Here is a 14,335-nt window from a genome sequence, read left to right as displayed (position 1 = left end):
TTCCGTCCGTCCGTGAAGTGGTCGAGGGCCCGAGTATCCACGCCGGCCGTGCCGTGCATCACAGCGGCCGCACGGCCGCCGGATCGGGCCGGCGCAGCCACTCGGCCCATTCGTCCGCCAGGCGCTGCGCCTCGCGCGTGGCCCTTGCCCAGGCGGCGATGCGTGCCTCGGTGTCGCCGCCGTAGCCGGTGAAGTCGGTGCGGTCCGGCAGCTTGCCGCCGGGCAGCGTGCGCACCCATTCCGGATCCGGCGCCAGGACCACCATGCGGTCGAGGAAGGGCGTGGCCCGGTGCCGCCACTTCAGGCCCTTGTCGAGCCAGCCGGGCACCACGCTTTGCTGGAAGTGTGGGTAGAGCACGATGCCCTCGGCGGCGCGGTACTGCAGGTGCAGGTGGTAGTCGGTGATGCCGCCGTCCCAGTAGGCGCCGGGCGGCGCGCCCGGGATGTCGTGCACCGCCTGCAGCACGAAGGGGATGGAGCACGAGGCCTGCAGCGCCGGCTGGAAGTTGGCCTCATCCAGCGCCACGCGGCGCGTGCGGAAGTCCAGCGTGTCGAAGGGCAGCGCCGCGCCGGGCACGGAGAACACGCAGCGCTCCAGCCAGGCGCCCAGGCTGCGCCGACTCAGGCTGTTGCTGGCGAAGGCGCCCAGGTAGCCGGCGACGGTGCGCGCCCTGCCCTCGCGCCCGAGGATGTGCCGCCCGCGTGCCGTGACGACGTGCAGCCGATAGCGCGGATGCGAAAGCACCTCACCGGCGCGGCCGCCGAAGAAGCCCTGCAGGTTGCGGCTGAAATCGGCGCTCACCTGCGCGGCCGTCAGGCGCTTCTGGCCGGCCGGGATGTCGAAGCGCTGGTGCACGTAGTCGTGCTCGAAGCGGGCGAAGGCCCCGGCCGGGTCGCGCAGGCAGGCCGTGGCGAGCCGCCAGGCGCCGATCGAGGCGCCCACCAGGTCGATGGGCTGCGACGACTGCGGCAGCCATTCGCCGAACAGGAAGCGGTCCAGCGGCCCGAGGATCAGCCCCTTGGGCCCGCCGGCGGCGCCCGGGATGACCTTCACGTGGGCGGGCGCGAGCCCGTGCCCGGCGATGTGGGCCCGGGCCGCCGGGCCGGCGTGGATGCGGAGCGCTTTCATGTTGCGTCGGCAGGTCAGGCCCGTTCGCGCAACCGCTCGAGTGCGTCCCGTTGCGCCAGGCACACGGCGCGGAAGCCGCTGCTGATGCGCGCGTCGGTTGCCGCACTGTCCCAGAACGCCAGCGCGACGGCACAGGCCTCGAACCAGGCGGTCCGCTGATCGGGCAGAGGAAGCGCGAACTCGGGTTCCGGTGTCGGCACTTCTCCTCCTGCCAGCGGTGCATAGCGCATGGGCAGCATGTCATAGGCAGGTGCCAGGGAGAACCGCCCGCCTCCATCGGGTTCGAGCGCGAGATTGCCCAGATGCATGTCGGTGTTGGCGATCAGCCGGCCGTACCACCAGAGCCGGGTGGCTGCGGACAGCAAGGCGCCGTCCACGACATCGAGCTCCAGCAGGCCCGCAACGACCTTGGTCCAGTCGGTCGAGCCGCTTCCGACAAATGCGGCGTCCACCACATCCAAGGCGCACAGCGGGCTGCGTCCGGCATCTCCATGCCGGTCGAAGCGTTCCACTTCCAGAAAGACGCGCCCACCGCCATGCAGGATCCGGCTGCGTGCCGCCTTGATGCCCGGCAAGGCGGTGATGTGCTGAAGCGCCAGATGCTCGCACACCAGCAGGTCCGACCAGCGCTGCACGCTGGCGGATTCATCAGCCCCCGAGAATTTGACGATGACGTGGGGCGTCGAGGCGCCGTCCAGGGCGCGACGCGCCGTGAACTTCGGAAACTCGCCTGCCGCACTGGAGCCGGGAACGCCTGCGGCCACCGCGCGCTGCGCCAACTGCTCGTAGTGCAGCACCGTCTCATTCGCGCTGACGGGGCCGGCCTCCTGCGCCCGCTCCCGCAGCCACAACTCGCACGCCGGCTCTCCCACGATGAGGTCGCCGCTGAGGTCGCTGCCGGCCTGGCACATGGCAAACAGGACATCGTCATCGCTCCAGGCCGATACGTCCTGGGGCAAGGCGAGCCGCAGATGCTCGGCGCGCGCAAACTGCCGGCCCATGTAGCCCTGGGGACGCATCTGATAGAGCGGATAGGGAAGCCCAGGCCACCAGCCATCCCGGGCGTCCTCCGGAACGGGCCATCCGAGCGGCGCCAGCGGCATCCAGCTTCCCGTCAGATGCAGCAGTGCCAGAGACCCTGCGTTCTCAAGCCTTCCATTCCTGTCCACACGAAAGGCCGGGAACACCGCACTTCCGCCGCGCAGGGTCCGGCTCAGCGCATAGCGTGCACGGCGAGCCTTGCCGGCAGTGACCAACTCGCCCGCAGGCAGGCGAGCCAGCAACCGGTGCACCGTGGGAACGCTTACCCCCAGCGTGCGGGCCAGCTCGGCCGCTGCTGCCACCGGCCGTATGGCCAACAGGCGGCGCAACTGCTCAACGCTTGCGAGAGCCGGAGGAGGCATGTTTCAGAGAAGATTCTCAGAGTGATTTTTCCGAATAAAATTCAATGAAATCAATGAGTTGAATATTTTATCCGGCACTCTATCGATCAGATAGTTTGAAGGATTATCGACGCAATCCCTGCAGCTTGGCAAAGGCCGCCGCCATCTGGCCGCCGGGCTGCGGCGCGCTGTCGCGGCGGCCGCCCTGCCCGCGCGGCGCGCCCTCGAAGCGGTTCTCGCGCGGGCCGTCGCGCCGTGCGCCGGTGGGCGCGTCCAGCTTCATGGTCAGGCCGATGCGCTTGCGCGCCACGTCCACTTCCATCACCTTGACCTTCACGATGTCGCCGGTCTTCACGACCTCGCGCGCGTCGTTGACGAACTTGTAGGAGAGCTGGCTCACGTGCACCAGCCCGTCCTGGTGCACGCCCAGGTCCACGAAGGCGCCGAACTGTGCGACGTTGCTCACCGTGCCTTCGAGCACCATGCCTTCCTTCAGGTCGGCGATGTCCTCCACACCCTCGTTGAAGCGCGCCACCTTGAAGTCGGGGCGCGGGTCGCGGCCGGGCTTCTCCAGCTCGGTCAGGATGTCCTTGACGGTGATGACGCCGAACTGCCCGCCCGCGAACAGTTCGGGCTTGAGCGTCTTGAGCATCTCGGCGCGGCCCATCAGCTCGGCCACCGGCTTGCCGGTCTTCTCGATGATCTTCTCGACCAGCGGGTAGGTCTCGGGGTGCACGCCGGTCATGTCCAGCGGGTCGGCGCCGCCGCGGATGCGCAGGAAGCCCGCGCTCTGCTCGAAAGCCTTGGGGCCGAAGCCCGTCACCTCCATCAGCTGGCGGCGGGTGGAGAAGGCGCCGTGCGACTCGCGCCAGCGCACCACGGCCTTGGCCACGCTGGGCGTGAGGCCCGACACGCGGCTGAGCAGCGGCACGCTGGCGGTGTTCAGGTCCACGCCGACGGCGTTCACGCAGTCCTCCACCACCGCGCCCAGGGTGCGTGCCAGCTCGCTCTGGTTCACGTCGTGCTGGTACTGGCCGACGCCGATGCTCTTGGGGTCGATCTTCACCAGCTCGGCCAGCGGGTCCTGCACGCGGCGCGCGATGCTGGCGGCGCCGCGCAGGCTGACGTCCACGTCGGGCATCTCCTGGCTGGCGTACTCGCTGGCGCTGTAGACCGAGGCGCCGGCCTCGCTGACCACCACCTTCTCGACCTTCGGCGCGGGCGCGCCGGCCTGCTCGCTCATCTTCGCCAGCAGCTTGATGAGGTCGGCCGCCAGCTTGTCGGTCTCGCGGCTGGCGGTGCCGTTGCCGATGGCGATGAGGTTGACGCCGTGCTTGGCGGCGAGCTTGCCCAGGGTGTGCAGCGAGCCTTCCCAGTCCTTGCGCGGCTCGTGCGGATAGACGGTGGCGGTGTCGACCAGCTTGCCGGTGGCGTCCACCACGGCCACCTTCACGCCGGTGCGGATGCCGGGGTCCAGGCCCATCACCACGCGCTCGCCGGCGGGCGCGGCCAGCAGCAGGTCGCGCAGGTTGTCGGCGAAGACCTTGATGGCGACCTTCTCGGCGTCTTCGCGCAGGCGGGTGAACAGGTCGCGCTCGCTCGACAGGCTGAGCTTGACGCGCCACGTCCAGGCCACGCACTTGCGGATCAGGTCGTCGGCCTTGCGGCCCTGGTGGCTCCAGCCCAGGTGCAGCGCGATGCGGCCTTCGGCGATGCTGGGCTTGCCCGGCTCGGGCTCGACCGGCAGCACCAGCTTGGCATCCAGCACTTCCAGCTGCCGCCCGCGGAACACCGCCAGCGCGCGGTGCGAGGGCACGCGGCCGATCGGCTCGTCGTAGTCGAAGTAGTCGCGGAACTTGGCGACCTCGGGGTCGTTCTCGTTCTTGCCGGCCACCAGCGAGGACTTGAGCAGCCCCTCGGCCCACAGCCATTCGCGCAGCGACTGCACCAGCGCCGCGTCCTCGGCCCAGCGCTCGGAGAGGATGTCGCGCACGCCGTCGAGCACGGCCTGCACGGTGGAGAAGTCCGGGCCGGGCTTGCCGTCATCGAGCGTGGTGGCCGGCTTCAGGAAGGCCTGCGCTTCCACCGCCGGGTCCAGCGTCGGATCAGCCAGCAACTTGTCCGCCAAGGGCTCGATGCCGAACTCGCGCGCGATCTGCCCCTTGGTGCGCCGCTTCTGCTTGTAGGGCAGGTAGATGTCCTCCAGCTCCTGCTTGGTCGGCGCCGTGGCGATGGCGACGCGCAGCGCGTCCGTCAGCTTGCCCTGCTCGTCGATGGCCTTGAGCACCACCGCGCGGCGTTCCTCCAGCTCGCGCAGGTAGGTCAGGCGCACTTCCAGCTCGCGCAACTGCGCATCGTCCAGGCCGCCGGTGGCCTCCTTGCGGTAGCGGGCGATGAACGGCACCGTGGCGCCGCCGTCCAGCAGGTCGGTCGCGGCCTGGACCTGGTGCTCGCCCACCTTCAGTTCGGCGGCGATCTGGCGAATGATCTTCTGCATCTTTTGCGGGTCTGCCCTGGGGGAAAAGCGCGGGAGTTTGCCATAGGGCCCGCGCCGCTCAGCCGGGGCCGGCGGGCAGCCGCAGCAGCACCGCGGTGCCGTGCGGCGCCAGCGGCATCGCCTGCAGTTCGCCGCCGATGCGCTGTGCGCGGCGGCCCATGCCGGCCAGCCCGCGGCCGGGCGCCCGGGCGGGCGGCGCCAGGCCGACGCCGTCGTCCACCACCTGCAGCGTGGGACGGCCGCGCGCGTCCGCGCCCCAGCGGAACGCCACCTTGGTGGCCTGCGCGTGGCGCAGCACGTTCGACAGCGCCTCCTGCGCGATGCGTCCCACCTCGCGCGCCCGCACGCCGCCCACGCCCAGGCCGTCGGGCGAGACCTGCCACTCCAGCCGGATGCCCAGGCGGTCCAGCGCCGGCTGCATGCGGTGGCGCAGCCGGCCCAGGCGCTCGGGCACGGCCTCGCCGTCGAAGACGTCGATGTCGTCCACCGCCATCTGCAGCTCCAGCAGGCAGTCGTGCAGCGCCAGGCACAGCGGCCGCTGCGCGGCGTCGTGCGGATCGAGCGCGGCCAGCAGCGCGCCGAGCCGGGCGCCCACGCCGTCGTGCAGGTCGGCCGCCAGGCGCTGCAGGGCCGCCTCGTCGTCGTCGACCTCCGGGCGGGGCGCCCGCAGCGCCCGCGCGCCGATCAGTGCGGCGGCGAGCAGCGCACCCGCGGCAAGCCAACGCCGCCGTCCCGCCGAGCAAGGCATGGCGCGCGTCCGGTCCGGGCTCAGAGCAGCCCGCGCTGGCCTGCCAGGCCGACGGCCTGGGCGCGCGTGTGCACGCGCAGCTTGCGGTAGATGCTCTTGAGGTGCGAGTGCACCGTCTGCGCGCTGATGTCCAGTTCCCTCGCCACCTCGTCGTTGACGTGGCCGGCCGCCACCAGCCGCAGGATCTCGCACTCGCGCGACGACAGCGTGCCCGACGGCGCCGGCGGCGGCGCCAGGGCGCCGGTGCGCGGCTCGGCTCGCGGCAGCCGCGACAGCAGGCGCCGCGCCAGGCTGGGCGTGATCGCCGCGCCGCCGTTGGCCACCTCCAGCACGGCCCGCGCGTAGTCCTGGAACCAGCAGTGCTTGAGCAGGTAGCCGGTGGCGCCCAGCTCGAAGGCGCGCAGCACCCGGCGCTCGTCCTCCAGCGCCGAGACGACGATGCACTCGGCCTCGCTGCGGCCGCGCTGCACCGCCTCGACCAGCTCCAGCCCGCAGCCGTCGCCCAGGCGCAGGTCGATCAGCGCGACGTCGAAGGCGCAGCGCGCCAGCAGGCGCCGCCCCTCCGCCAGGCTGGCGGCCTCGCCTTCCAGCGACACGCGTTCGTCGCGCACCAGCGACTGGGCGATGAGCCGGCGCGCGCCGGCGTCGTCGTCGACCACCACCACGCGCACCGGCCGGGCCGCCTGGCCCGTCAGGTGCGCCGGCCAGGCCGGGCCCGCCCTGCGCGGGTCCTCATCGATCACGATGCCGCGGCAAAGGACGGCGGCGGCATCCTGCTGAGCCCATGCATCCACTCCGGTCTCCTTCTCGACCGCCGTCGGGCGGCCGTCTCCAGGCCGTGCCGGCCGCTTTTCGATTGCTCGCGGCACTTGCACTTCGTAACTCCCCCGTTTCGCCAAGTATTTCCTTGACGACACCTTTTTTCTACGCCTGGCACTTCACTCTGTAAATCGTTCGTTCATCGAAGATGCTGACCTGCGGGGGGTAGTCCGTCGGCCATACCCACGGACTGCCCCGGCCAGGGCATTTGCGCCCCCGCGGCGGCTGCCCAGACTCGGTCCCGGTGCTGCAAGGACATGGGCCTTGCGGCGCTGGCGACCGGGGTGGCAGCCACGCCTGCCGGGCGTCTTCATCCAACTCTTTCCTTCGAGGGAACGATCATGAAGAAGCTTCTTGTCATTGCCGCCGTGCTGGCCTCCGGGACGGCACTCGCCACCGGCCCGTCCACCGGCATCAACATCGACGGCACGTCGACCCAGATCGCGGTGCTGAAGAACACGTCGGTGTCGAACAAGTCGAACGCCGACACCTTCGCCAACCAGAACCTGGCCAGCAACGCGGGCAACGTGCAGGTCGAGAGCCGCGCCCAGTCGCTGCAGGTCGTGGCGACCAAGAACAGCTCGTTCACGAACGAAGCCAAGGGCCACGACGCCATCGCCAGCCAGAACGTCTCGTCCAACCTGGGCGACGTGACGATCGCCGGCAAGTCCACGCAGATCACGCTGGGCGACGGCGCGCATGTGAGCAACCTGGCCGACGGCGCCAAGTCGCTGGCGATCCAGAACATCGCCTCCAACAACGCCTGCGTGACCTGCACGGGCGTGTACGAGCGCCGCGCCGACAAGCACGGCCGCTGACGAGCCCGCTCCGGCCCGCGCGCCCCGGCGTGCGCGCGGCCGGGGCCCCTTCCTCCCGCGCCCCCGAGGAGTCCGTCATGAGAGCCTCCCGCCTTCCCGCCGCCTGGCTGGCCCTGGCCGCACCCGCCCTCGCCTGGGCCGCTCCCGGCGAGGACCCCGTCGTCCTGACGCAGAAGCAGAACGTGAACATGCTGCCGACCGCGCCGGCGCCGCGCTCGTCCGACGCCGTGCTCACCGACGGCATGCCGAGCTGGCTGCGCGCCCGCGTGGTGCGCTTCGAGTCCAAGGCCATGGGCAACCCGGCCGGCATGCGCACCGACAAGGACCTGACGACGCAGGCCGCCAGCGAAGGCATGAACAAGACCTGCATCCAGGACCTGGGCGCCGCCGCGCCGGCCGGCAACGGCTTCAGCCAGTACGGCCCCAAGGGCCAGGACCAGGTCGTCGTGCTGCGCGGCGACGTGGTCAACGTCTGCCGCTAGCAGGCAGCCACCTTTTTCCTGCCGCAGGGAGACATGCCATGAACCACCGACCACCGCGTCCGGCGGGCCTCGCGCACCTGGGCGTACTGGGCCTGGCCGCCGTCGTCCTGCTGGCGGGCTGCGCCATGCCGATGGATGCGCGGCGCGACAAGGCCTTCCAGTCGCACGCGCACGTCGCCGACCGGCCCAACAACCGGCCGGTGCGCTCGGTGTCCAGCTTCTCCGAGTCGCTGGCCTGCATGGACCGCATGCTGCGCGCCGCCGAGCTGCCGACCACGCTGGTCACCAGCAAGCAGATCCCCGACTACTCCGGCAAGATGCCGGTGGCGACCAAGGACATGATCATCACGGCCCTGTCGCAGATGTCGCGCACCAGCAATGCCTTCCGCTACGTCGACTACGAGGTCGAGCTGGCGCGCCAGGACACGGTGCAGACGCTGACCACCATCCTGCTGAACAACAACCAGCTCCAGCTCCAGCGCCCGGGCCTGTACTTCTCGGGCGCGATCTCCTACCTCGACCAGAACGTGCTCAGCGGCCATGCCGACTTCGGCACCTCGGCCTCGCGGCTGGAGACCGGCTACAGCCGCAGCCGCAACGCGGCGCTGGTGGCGCTGGAGCTGCACCTGGGCGACTTCCGCACGCGCACGCTGATCCCCGGCCTGGACTCGGCCAACGAGGTCATCATCGGCACTGGCGGCGAAGGGCTGGACCTGGCCGGGCGCATCGGCTCGTACGGGGTGCAGTTCACCATCGGGCGCGACTACACCCAGGGCGCCGGCGCCGCCATGCGCACGCTGGTCGAGCTGGCCACCATCGAGCTGGTGGGCAAGTGGGCGCGCGTGCCCTACTGGCAGTGCCTCACGCTGGACCAGGCGCACCCCGAGTTCCAGCGCACCATGCGCGACTGGTACGAGGAAGGCGCGGCGCAGACGCGCTCGGCCCTGGTGCAGCAGTCGCTGGTGATGCAGGGCTACCTGCCCGCGCAGGCGCAGCCGCTGCCGCTGCAGTCGCCGCAACTGCGCGAGGCGCTGGCGCGCTTCCAGACCGACCGCGGCATGCCGGCCAGCGGCGAGCTGAACTTCCCCACCTACGAGAAGGCGCTGGGCGGCTTCGTCGGCCTGGACGCGCAGGGCCACCTGGCGCGCATCGGCTGGGCGCCCACCAGCAGCACGCCGCTGCCGGTGCCGCCGGCCTCGGAGGTCGCGTCCGCGCACCCGGTGCAGCCGCTGGGCAGCCCGCCCGAGCCGCGCCGCATCGACATGCAGATCGAGAACGTCATGACGGGCCGCGACGCCTTCGAGGCCGGCGAGCAGATCTTCCTGTCGGCCACCGTCTCGCGCGCCTCCTTCCTGTACTGCTACATGTGGGAGGAGCGCGGCGTGGTCATGCGCCTGACGCCGAACGACGTGAACTCGGCCAGCGCCGTGCCGGCCGGCATCGCGGCCCGGCTGCCGGACTGGATGAGTCCCTCGCCGGCCTTCGTGCTCGACGGCGGCGGCCCAGGCCGCCAGGGCGTGGTCTGCTACGCCACCGAGGACGAGGTGACGGACCAGTTGCCCGAGGCCCTGCGCGGCCCGGCGCTGGAGCCGATCGCCAGCGTGCGGAGCGCCGCCGCGGTCGACGATGCCTTCACCCAGGCGCTGGGCGCCGAGGGCTTCGGCCGCGCCGCGCTGCAGTGGACGGTGGCGCCGCCCCGCCCGGCCGCCGCCGCGGCCCCTCGCCGGTGAGGCGGCGATGGCTGCGCGATGCCCCACGCACCGGCGCGGCCCGGCGCTGGCGGTGCTGCTGGCCGCCGCCGCGCTCGGCGCCTCCGCGCGCGTCCAGCCGCTGCCGCCGCCCGCGCCGGGGGTCGACCCCGCCCAGATCGAGCGCACGGCGCCGCGGCTGGCCGGGCCGGACGACCCGGCCCTGGCGGCCGAGCTGCAGCACCTGCGCGCGCTGGCGGCCGGCGGCGGCACGGCCAGCCGCCAGGCCGCCTGGCGGCTGGCCCTGCTCCACCTCAACGGCATCGTGCCCGGCACCCGCCCGGGCGAGGCGCGCCGCTGGATGACGCAGGCCTACACGCAGGGCGAGACGATGGCCGCCGCCGGGCTGGCCTGGTGCGCCATCGAGGCATGCGACGGCGGCGCCGCCGACCCGGCCGCGGCGCGGCGCTGGATCGCCGCGCTGCGCGCCGTCGATGCGCCGCGCGCGCAGTACCTGGAGTGGCTGCTGGGCGAACGGCTGGCGCCGCCCTCGGCCGCGCCGCACGCCGGCAGCGACGCGGCGGCGCACCGCCAGGAGGCCCGCCAGCAGGCGCTGCTGGCCCGTGCCGCGCGCGGCGGCAATGCGGCGGCCCGGATCGAGCAGGGCTTCGCCCAGCTCGCCGAAGACCGGCCGGAAGACGCGGCGCGCAGCTTCGAGTCGGCGGCAGCGCGCTCGCCTGCCGCGGCGGCCAACGTGCAACTGCTTCGCCAGCGCCTCGCACCCCTGCCCGCGCCGCGCTCGCGCGCCGCCTCGGCCGGCGAGCAGTGGCTGGCGATGGCGCAGCGCTTCCATCGCGGCGAGGGCGTGCCCGCCAACTTCGCGGAGGCGATCCGGCTCTACCAGCTGGCGGCGCAGGCGGGCAACGTGCAGGCGCAGCGCATGCTGGCGCTCATCACCTCGCGGCCGGCGCCGGGCGGACAGATCGACGTGGCCTGGATGCGCGAGCTGGCGGCGCTGGACATCGCATCCGCCTGGCCGCGGCCGGACGTCGCCGCCCCGGCCGCCCTGCCCCTGCAGCGCGACCGCACGCCGCTGTTCGACCTGCTGCCGCCGCGCTGGCGCCAGGAGCCCCCGCTGCTGCGCTGAGGAGCGCGCGGTGCCTCAGCCCGCGCAGTCGGCGGCCGTGCCGGCCTGCATCGCACGCAGGTGCTGCGCGATGGCCTGCGCCGCGCCGGCGACGAGCCGCCGCGCGCTCTGCGCCAGCGCGTCGATGCCGGCGCCCGCCGGCTCGCTGGCCGACCAGCGGCAGGCGGCGCTGCGCGTGTCGTCGCTGCGGCGGATCGTCCAGCTCATCGCGGCATCGACGCGGCTGTCCTCCACCGCGTCGAACTGGCGCAGCTGCACCGCGACGCGCCAGGCCGGCGCGCCGTTCGCGCGGCCGCCCTTCGTCACGTCGACCGCGCCCAGGCGCGCGGCGACGCCGGCGGCCAGCGCGTCGCGCAGCTCGCTCTCGAAGGAGGAGGCCCAGCGGTGCTGCTCCAGCACCTCCACCTGCGCGCTGGCGTCGGCGCCGCTGCGCACCACCATCTGCGGGCGCGCCAGGCGCTCGGGCAGCGCCAGGGGCGCCAGCTCGATGAAGACCGGCGGCGCGGCCTGCGGCGCCGGCGCGGCGGCCAGCGGCTCGGCCAGCGAGTAGTAGCGCGTCACCGGCGTGCCGCAGGCCGCGAGCAGGCCCGCGGCCAGGGCGAGGATCGGGAGGAGGAACAGGCGTTTCATGGCTTCTTGTCGTCCTGGGGCTTGCCGCGCAGCAGCGACTCGGGATGGCGTTCGAGGTAATCGGTCAGCACGCGGATCGAGCCCGCGGCGCGCGTGAGTTCCTGCAGCGTCTGCCGCAGGTCCTGCTGCAGCGGCGAGTCCTCCGCCAGCGTGCGGCCGGCGCTGTCGATGGTGCGGCGCGCGTCCTTCATCGCGGCGGCCAGCTCCGGCGTCACGTCATTGTTGATGCGCGCCACCGTCGCCTCGGCCGTGCCGAGCGTCCGGTCGAGCGACTTCATCGTGCGCCGCAGGTCGGCCGAGATCTCCTCGAACGGGATCTTGTTGATCTTGGATGCGATCTCCTGCACCTGCGACTGGATCTCGTCCAGGCTGTTCTGCACGGTGGGCAGTTCGATCGGGTTCTGCGCGGTGTCCACCTTCACCGGCTTCTCCTTGGGGAAGAAGTCCAGCGCCACGTAGGCCTGGCCGGTGAGCAGGTTCCCGGTGCGAAGCTGCGCGCGCAGGCCGCGGCCGATGAGGAAGCGCAGGCGCTCCTCCTGCGTGTACTTCGACTCCGTCGGCGCCACACCCTGCACCACGCTGGCGCGGCGCAGCCGGTCCGGGTAGACGGTGGCCAGCACCGGCATCAGGAACTGGCGCTCGTCGCGGTCGAACTGCACGCCGATCGACTTGACCTCGCCGATCACCACGCCGCGGAAGTCCACCGGCGCGCCCGGCGACAGGCCGCGCACCGACTGGTTGAAGTACATCAGCAGCGTCTGCGAGGGGCCGTCGGGCTCCTTCATCGCCGCCGTCTCGTCGTCGGCCAGGGCGAAGGTCGCGTTCTCGGGCGCGACCGGGCCGTTCGCGTCGTCGGGCGCGGCGAAGGCCACCCCGCCGAGCAGGATGGTGGCCAGCGACTGGGTGCGCAGCGTCACGCCCGAGGCGCCGAGCTGCACGTCCAGCCCGCTGGCGTGCCAGAAGCGCGTGTTGACGCCGACGAACTTGTCGTAGGGCGCGTTGACGAAGACGCGCAGCGTCACGCCCCGGCCGTCGCCGTCCAGTTCGTAGGAGGCGATCTGCCCCACCTTGATGCGCCGGAAGTACACCGGCGAGCCGATGTCCAGCGAACCGACGTCCCTGGCGCGCAGCGTGTACTGGCGCCCGCTCAGGTCGCGCGTGACGATGGGCGGCGCCTCCAGGCCGGTGAATTCATGAGCCTTCTCTTCCGCGGTGCCGGCGTCGGCGCCGATGTAGGCGCCCGACAGCAGCGTGCCCAGGCCCGAAATGCCGGAGGTGTCCAGGCGCGGGCGCACCACCCAGTAGCGCGCGTCCCGCGCGGTGAAGCCCTCGGCCGCGTCCTTGTCGAGCTGCACCGACACCCGCACGTGCGAGCGGTCGCGCGCCAGGCGGATCTCGTGCACGGTGCCGATCTGCACGTCCTTGTATTTCACGGCGGTCTTGCCCGCTTCCAGGCCCTCGGCCGTGTTGAAGCTCAAGACGATCTCGGGGCCGCGGTTCCAGAGGATCTTCGCCACCAGGGAGATGCCCACCAGCGCCGCCACGATGGGGATCAGCCAGATCAGCGAGGGCAGCCAGTCGCGCCGCCGCACCACTTCCGGCGTGGCGGCCGCGGCTTCGTGCTTGTCGTCGTCGTTCATGTCGTCGTCTTGTCGTCTTGCGTTGGGCCGGTGTCCCAGGTCAGGCGCGGGTCGAAGCTGAGCGAGGCCAGCATGGTCAGCACCACCACCGCGCCGAAGGCGGCGATGCCCACGCCGGCGGTGATCTCCGCCAGCCCCTGCATGCGTACCAGGCCCGACAGCAGCGCCACCACGAACACGTCGAGCATGGACCAGCGGCCGATGATCTCCAGCAACTGGTACAGGCGCGCCCGCTCGCGCCGGCGCCACGGGCTGCGCCGCTGCGCCATGACCACCAGCACGAACAGTGCCGACAGCTTGAACAGCGGCACCAGGAAGCTGGCCGTGAAGATCAGCGCCGCCAGGCCGTAGGAGCCGGAGACCCAGAAGAAGATGACGCCCGAGAGGATGGTGTCCTGCTGGGTGCCGAACAGGCTGCGCGTGATCATCACCGGCAGCAGGTTGGCGGGCAGGTACATGATGGCCGCCGCCACCAGCAGCGCCCAGGTCAGCGCGATGCTCTGGCGCTTGCGCCGGTGCAGCCGCGCGCCGCAGCGCCCGCAGGCGGCGCCCTCGGGCGCGTCCTGCCACACGGCGCTGCAGCGGTGGCACTCGATCAGGCCCTGCTGCGCGGCGGTGGCGGGTTCACCCTCGCCCGCACGCACCGGCAGGTGCGGCGTGGCGGCGTGCGCCGCCAGCGCGGCCATGCGGCGGGCGCGCGCCGTAGTGCTCAAGCGGCCGCCTCCGCGTCCGCGGGGAAAGCCAGGTCCCACAGCCCGCGCGGGTCGAAGGACACCACCACCGTCAGCAGCACGGTGAGCGCGACGAAGGCCCACAGCGCCGGGCCGGCGATCACCGTCGCCATGCCCGAGAGCTTGATCGTCGCCACCAGCACGCCGAGCAGGAAGACCTCCACCATGCCCCAGGGGCGCAGCGACTGCAGCAGCGCCAGCATCCAGCCGAAGCCGCGCGCGCGCCGGCCGCGGGCCAGCGGCACCAGCACCCAGCACAGGATCAGCAGTTGGACCAGCGGGAACAGCAGCGTCGTCGCCAGCACCAGCATCGCCACCAGCGACATGCCCTCGCCCGACAGCACCACCACCGCGCCCACCAGCGTCGTCTGGCTGTGCAGCCCGCGCAGTTCGATCTCCACGATCGGGAACAGGTTGGCGATCGCGAAGAGAATGAGGCTGGCGACAGCCAGGGGCAGAATGCGCTGCTGCTGCAGGCCGTGGTGGCGGGCCAGTTCGGTGCCGCAGCGCGGGCAGCGGGCGACTTCCCTGCGGCCCAGCGCAGGCCGCCGGAAGACCGCATCGCAGCCTTCGCACACCATCAGGCCGCGGACTCGTTTCATGGCGGCGATTCTGAACCACCCG

The 14,335-nt window shown here is 72.2% G+C and carries 13 protein-coding genes; 4 read left to right on the top strand and 9 right to left on the bottom strand.

Features of this window, described 5'->3' with window-relative positions; genetic code table 11:
• Nucleotides 1–58 precede the first annotated feature (58 nt).
• The 5 genes from Q392_RS28125 to Q392_RS28105 form a co-directional block, all read right to left on the bottom strand.
• Nucleotides 59–1,129 carry a patatin-like phospholipase family protein gene (locus Q392_RS28125; RefSeq protein WP_038216557.1) on the bottom strand — a complete coding sequence of 357 codons (1,071 nt, stop codon included), beginning with the start codon at nucleotides 1,127–1,129 and terminating at the stop codon, nucleotides 59–61.
• A gap of 14 nt (nucleotides 1,130–1,143) precedes the next feature.
• On the bottom strand, nucleotides 1,144–2,532 hold the full coding sequence (gene yjjJ / locus Q392_RS28120; RefSeq protein ID WP_084217455.1) for a type II toxin-antitoxin system HipA family toxin YjjJ: 1,389 nt from the start codon (nucleotides 2,530–2,532) through the stop codon (nucleotides 1,144–1,146).
• A 103-nt stretch (nucleotides 2,533–2,635) separates the two neighbouring features.
• Nucleotides 2,636–5,008, bottom strand: a complete 2,373-nt coding sequence (locus Q392_RS28115) for a Tex family protein (protein WP_038216551.1) — start codon at nucleotides 5,006–5,008, stop codon at nucleotides 2,636–2,638.
• A 58-nt stretch (nucleotides 5,009–5,066) separates the two neighbouring features.
• A complete protein-coding gene (locus Q392_RS28110; RefSeq protein ID WP_051954031.1) occupies nucleotides 5,067–5,756 on the bottom strand; it encodes a sensor histidine kinase in 690 nt (229 codons plus the stop codon).
• A gap of 20 nt (nucleotides 5,757–5,776) precedes the next feature.
• Nucleotides 5,777–6,550: a LuxR C-terminal-related transcriptional regulator gene (locus tag Q392_RS28105; RefSeq protein ID WP_084217454.1), complete on the bottom strand. Its 774-nt coding sequence runs from the start codon at nucleotides 6,548–6,550 to the stop codon at nucleotides 5,777–5,779.
• Between the two features lie 366 nt (nucleotides 6,551–6,916).
• Between Q392_RS28105 and Q392_RS28100 the strand changes: the two genes are divergently transcribed.
• The 4 genes from Q392_RS28100 (at nucleotide 6,917) to Q392_RS28085 (ending at nucleotide 10,710) form a co-directional block, all read left to right on the top strand.
• Entirely contained in the window at nucleotides 6,917–7,393 is a 477-nt protein-coding gene (locus Q392_RS28100) for a hypothetical protein (protein ID WP_051954030.1), read from the top strand.
• Between the two features lie 77 nt (nucleotides 7,394–7,470).
• Nucleotides 7,471–7,875, top strand: a complete 405-nt coding sequence (locus Q392_RS28095; RefSeq protein WP_038216548.1) for a hypothetical protein — start codon at nucleotides 7,471–7,473, stop codon at nucleotides 7,873–7,875.
• Between the two features lie 38 nt (nucleotides 7,876–7,913).
• Entirely contained in the window at nucleotides 7,914–9,605 is a 1,692-nt protein-coding gene (locus tag Q392_RS28090) for a DUF4384 domain-containing protein (protein WP_051954029.1), read from the top strand.
• Nucleotides 9,606–9,612: 7 nt separating this feature from the next.
• Nucleotides 9,613–10,710, top strand: a complete 1,098-nt coding sequence (locus Q392_RS28085) for an SEL1-like repeat protein (RefSeq protein ID WP_051954028.1) — start codon at nucleotides 9,613–9,615, stop codon at nucleotides 10,708–10,710.
• A 15-nt stretch (nucleotides 10,711–10,725) separates the two neighbouring features.
• Here the strand turns inward: Q392_RS28085 and Q392_RS28080 are convergent, their stop codons facing one another.
• The 4 genes from Q392_RS28080 to Q392_RS28065 are packed head-to-tail and all read right to left on the bottom strand — an operon-like array spanning nucleotide 10,726 to nucleotide 14,313.
• The gene (locus Q392_RS28080; protein ID WP_038216545.1) at nucleotides 10,726–11,340 is read right to left on the bottom strand and encodes a PqiC family protein; all 615 of its coding nucleotides are present in this window, start codon (nucleotides 11,338–11,340) and stop codon (nucleotides 10,726–10,728) included.
• Nucleotides 11,337–12,980 (bottom strand): PqiB family protein, encoded by a 1,644-nt coding sequence (locus Q392_RS28075; RefSeq protein WP_038216542.1) that lies wholly within the window; start codon nucleotides 12,978–12,980, stop codon nucleotides 11,337–11,339. Before Q392_RS28075 ends, Q392_RS28080 begins: the two co-directional genes overlap by 4 nt.
• Nucleotides 12,977–13,693 carry a paraquat-inducible protein A gene (locus Q392_RS28070; protein ID WP_245610848.1) on the bottom strand — a complete coding sequence of 239 codons (717 nt, stop codon included), beginning with the start codon at nucleotides 13,691–13,693 and terminating at the stop codon, nucleotides 12,977–12,979. The genes Q392_RS28075 and Q392_RS28070 overlap by 4 nt, the downstream gene beginning before the upstream one ends.
• Nucleotides 13,690–14,313 carry a paraquat-inducible protein A gene (locus Q392_RS28065; protein WP_038216527.1) on the bottom strand — a complete coding sequence of 208 codons (624 nt, stop codon included), beginning with the start codon at nucleotides 14,311–14,313 and terminating at the stop codon, nucleotides 13,690–13,692. The genes Q392_RS28070 and Q392_RS28065 overlap by 4 nt, the downstream gene beginning before the upstream one ends.
• Between the last annotated feature and the right edge of the window lie 22 nt (nucleotides 14,314–14,335).

This window comes from Xenophilus azovorans DSM 13620 (assembly GCF_000745855.1).
GTDB classification, from domain to species: domain Bacteria; phylum Pseudomonadota; class Gammaproteobacteria; order Burkholderiales; family Burkholderiaceae_C; genus Xenophilus; species Xenophilus azovorans.
Note: the sequence above shows the minus strand (reverse complement) of the source record. Positions and strands in the feature narration are given on the sequence as shown.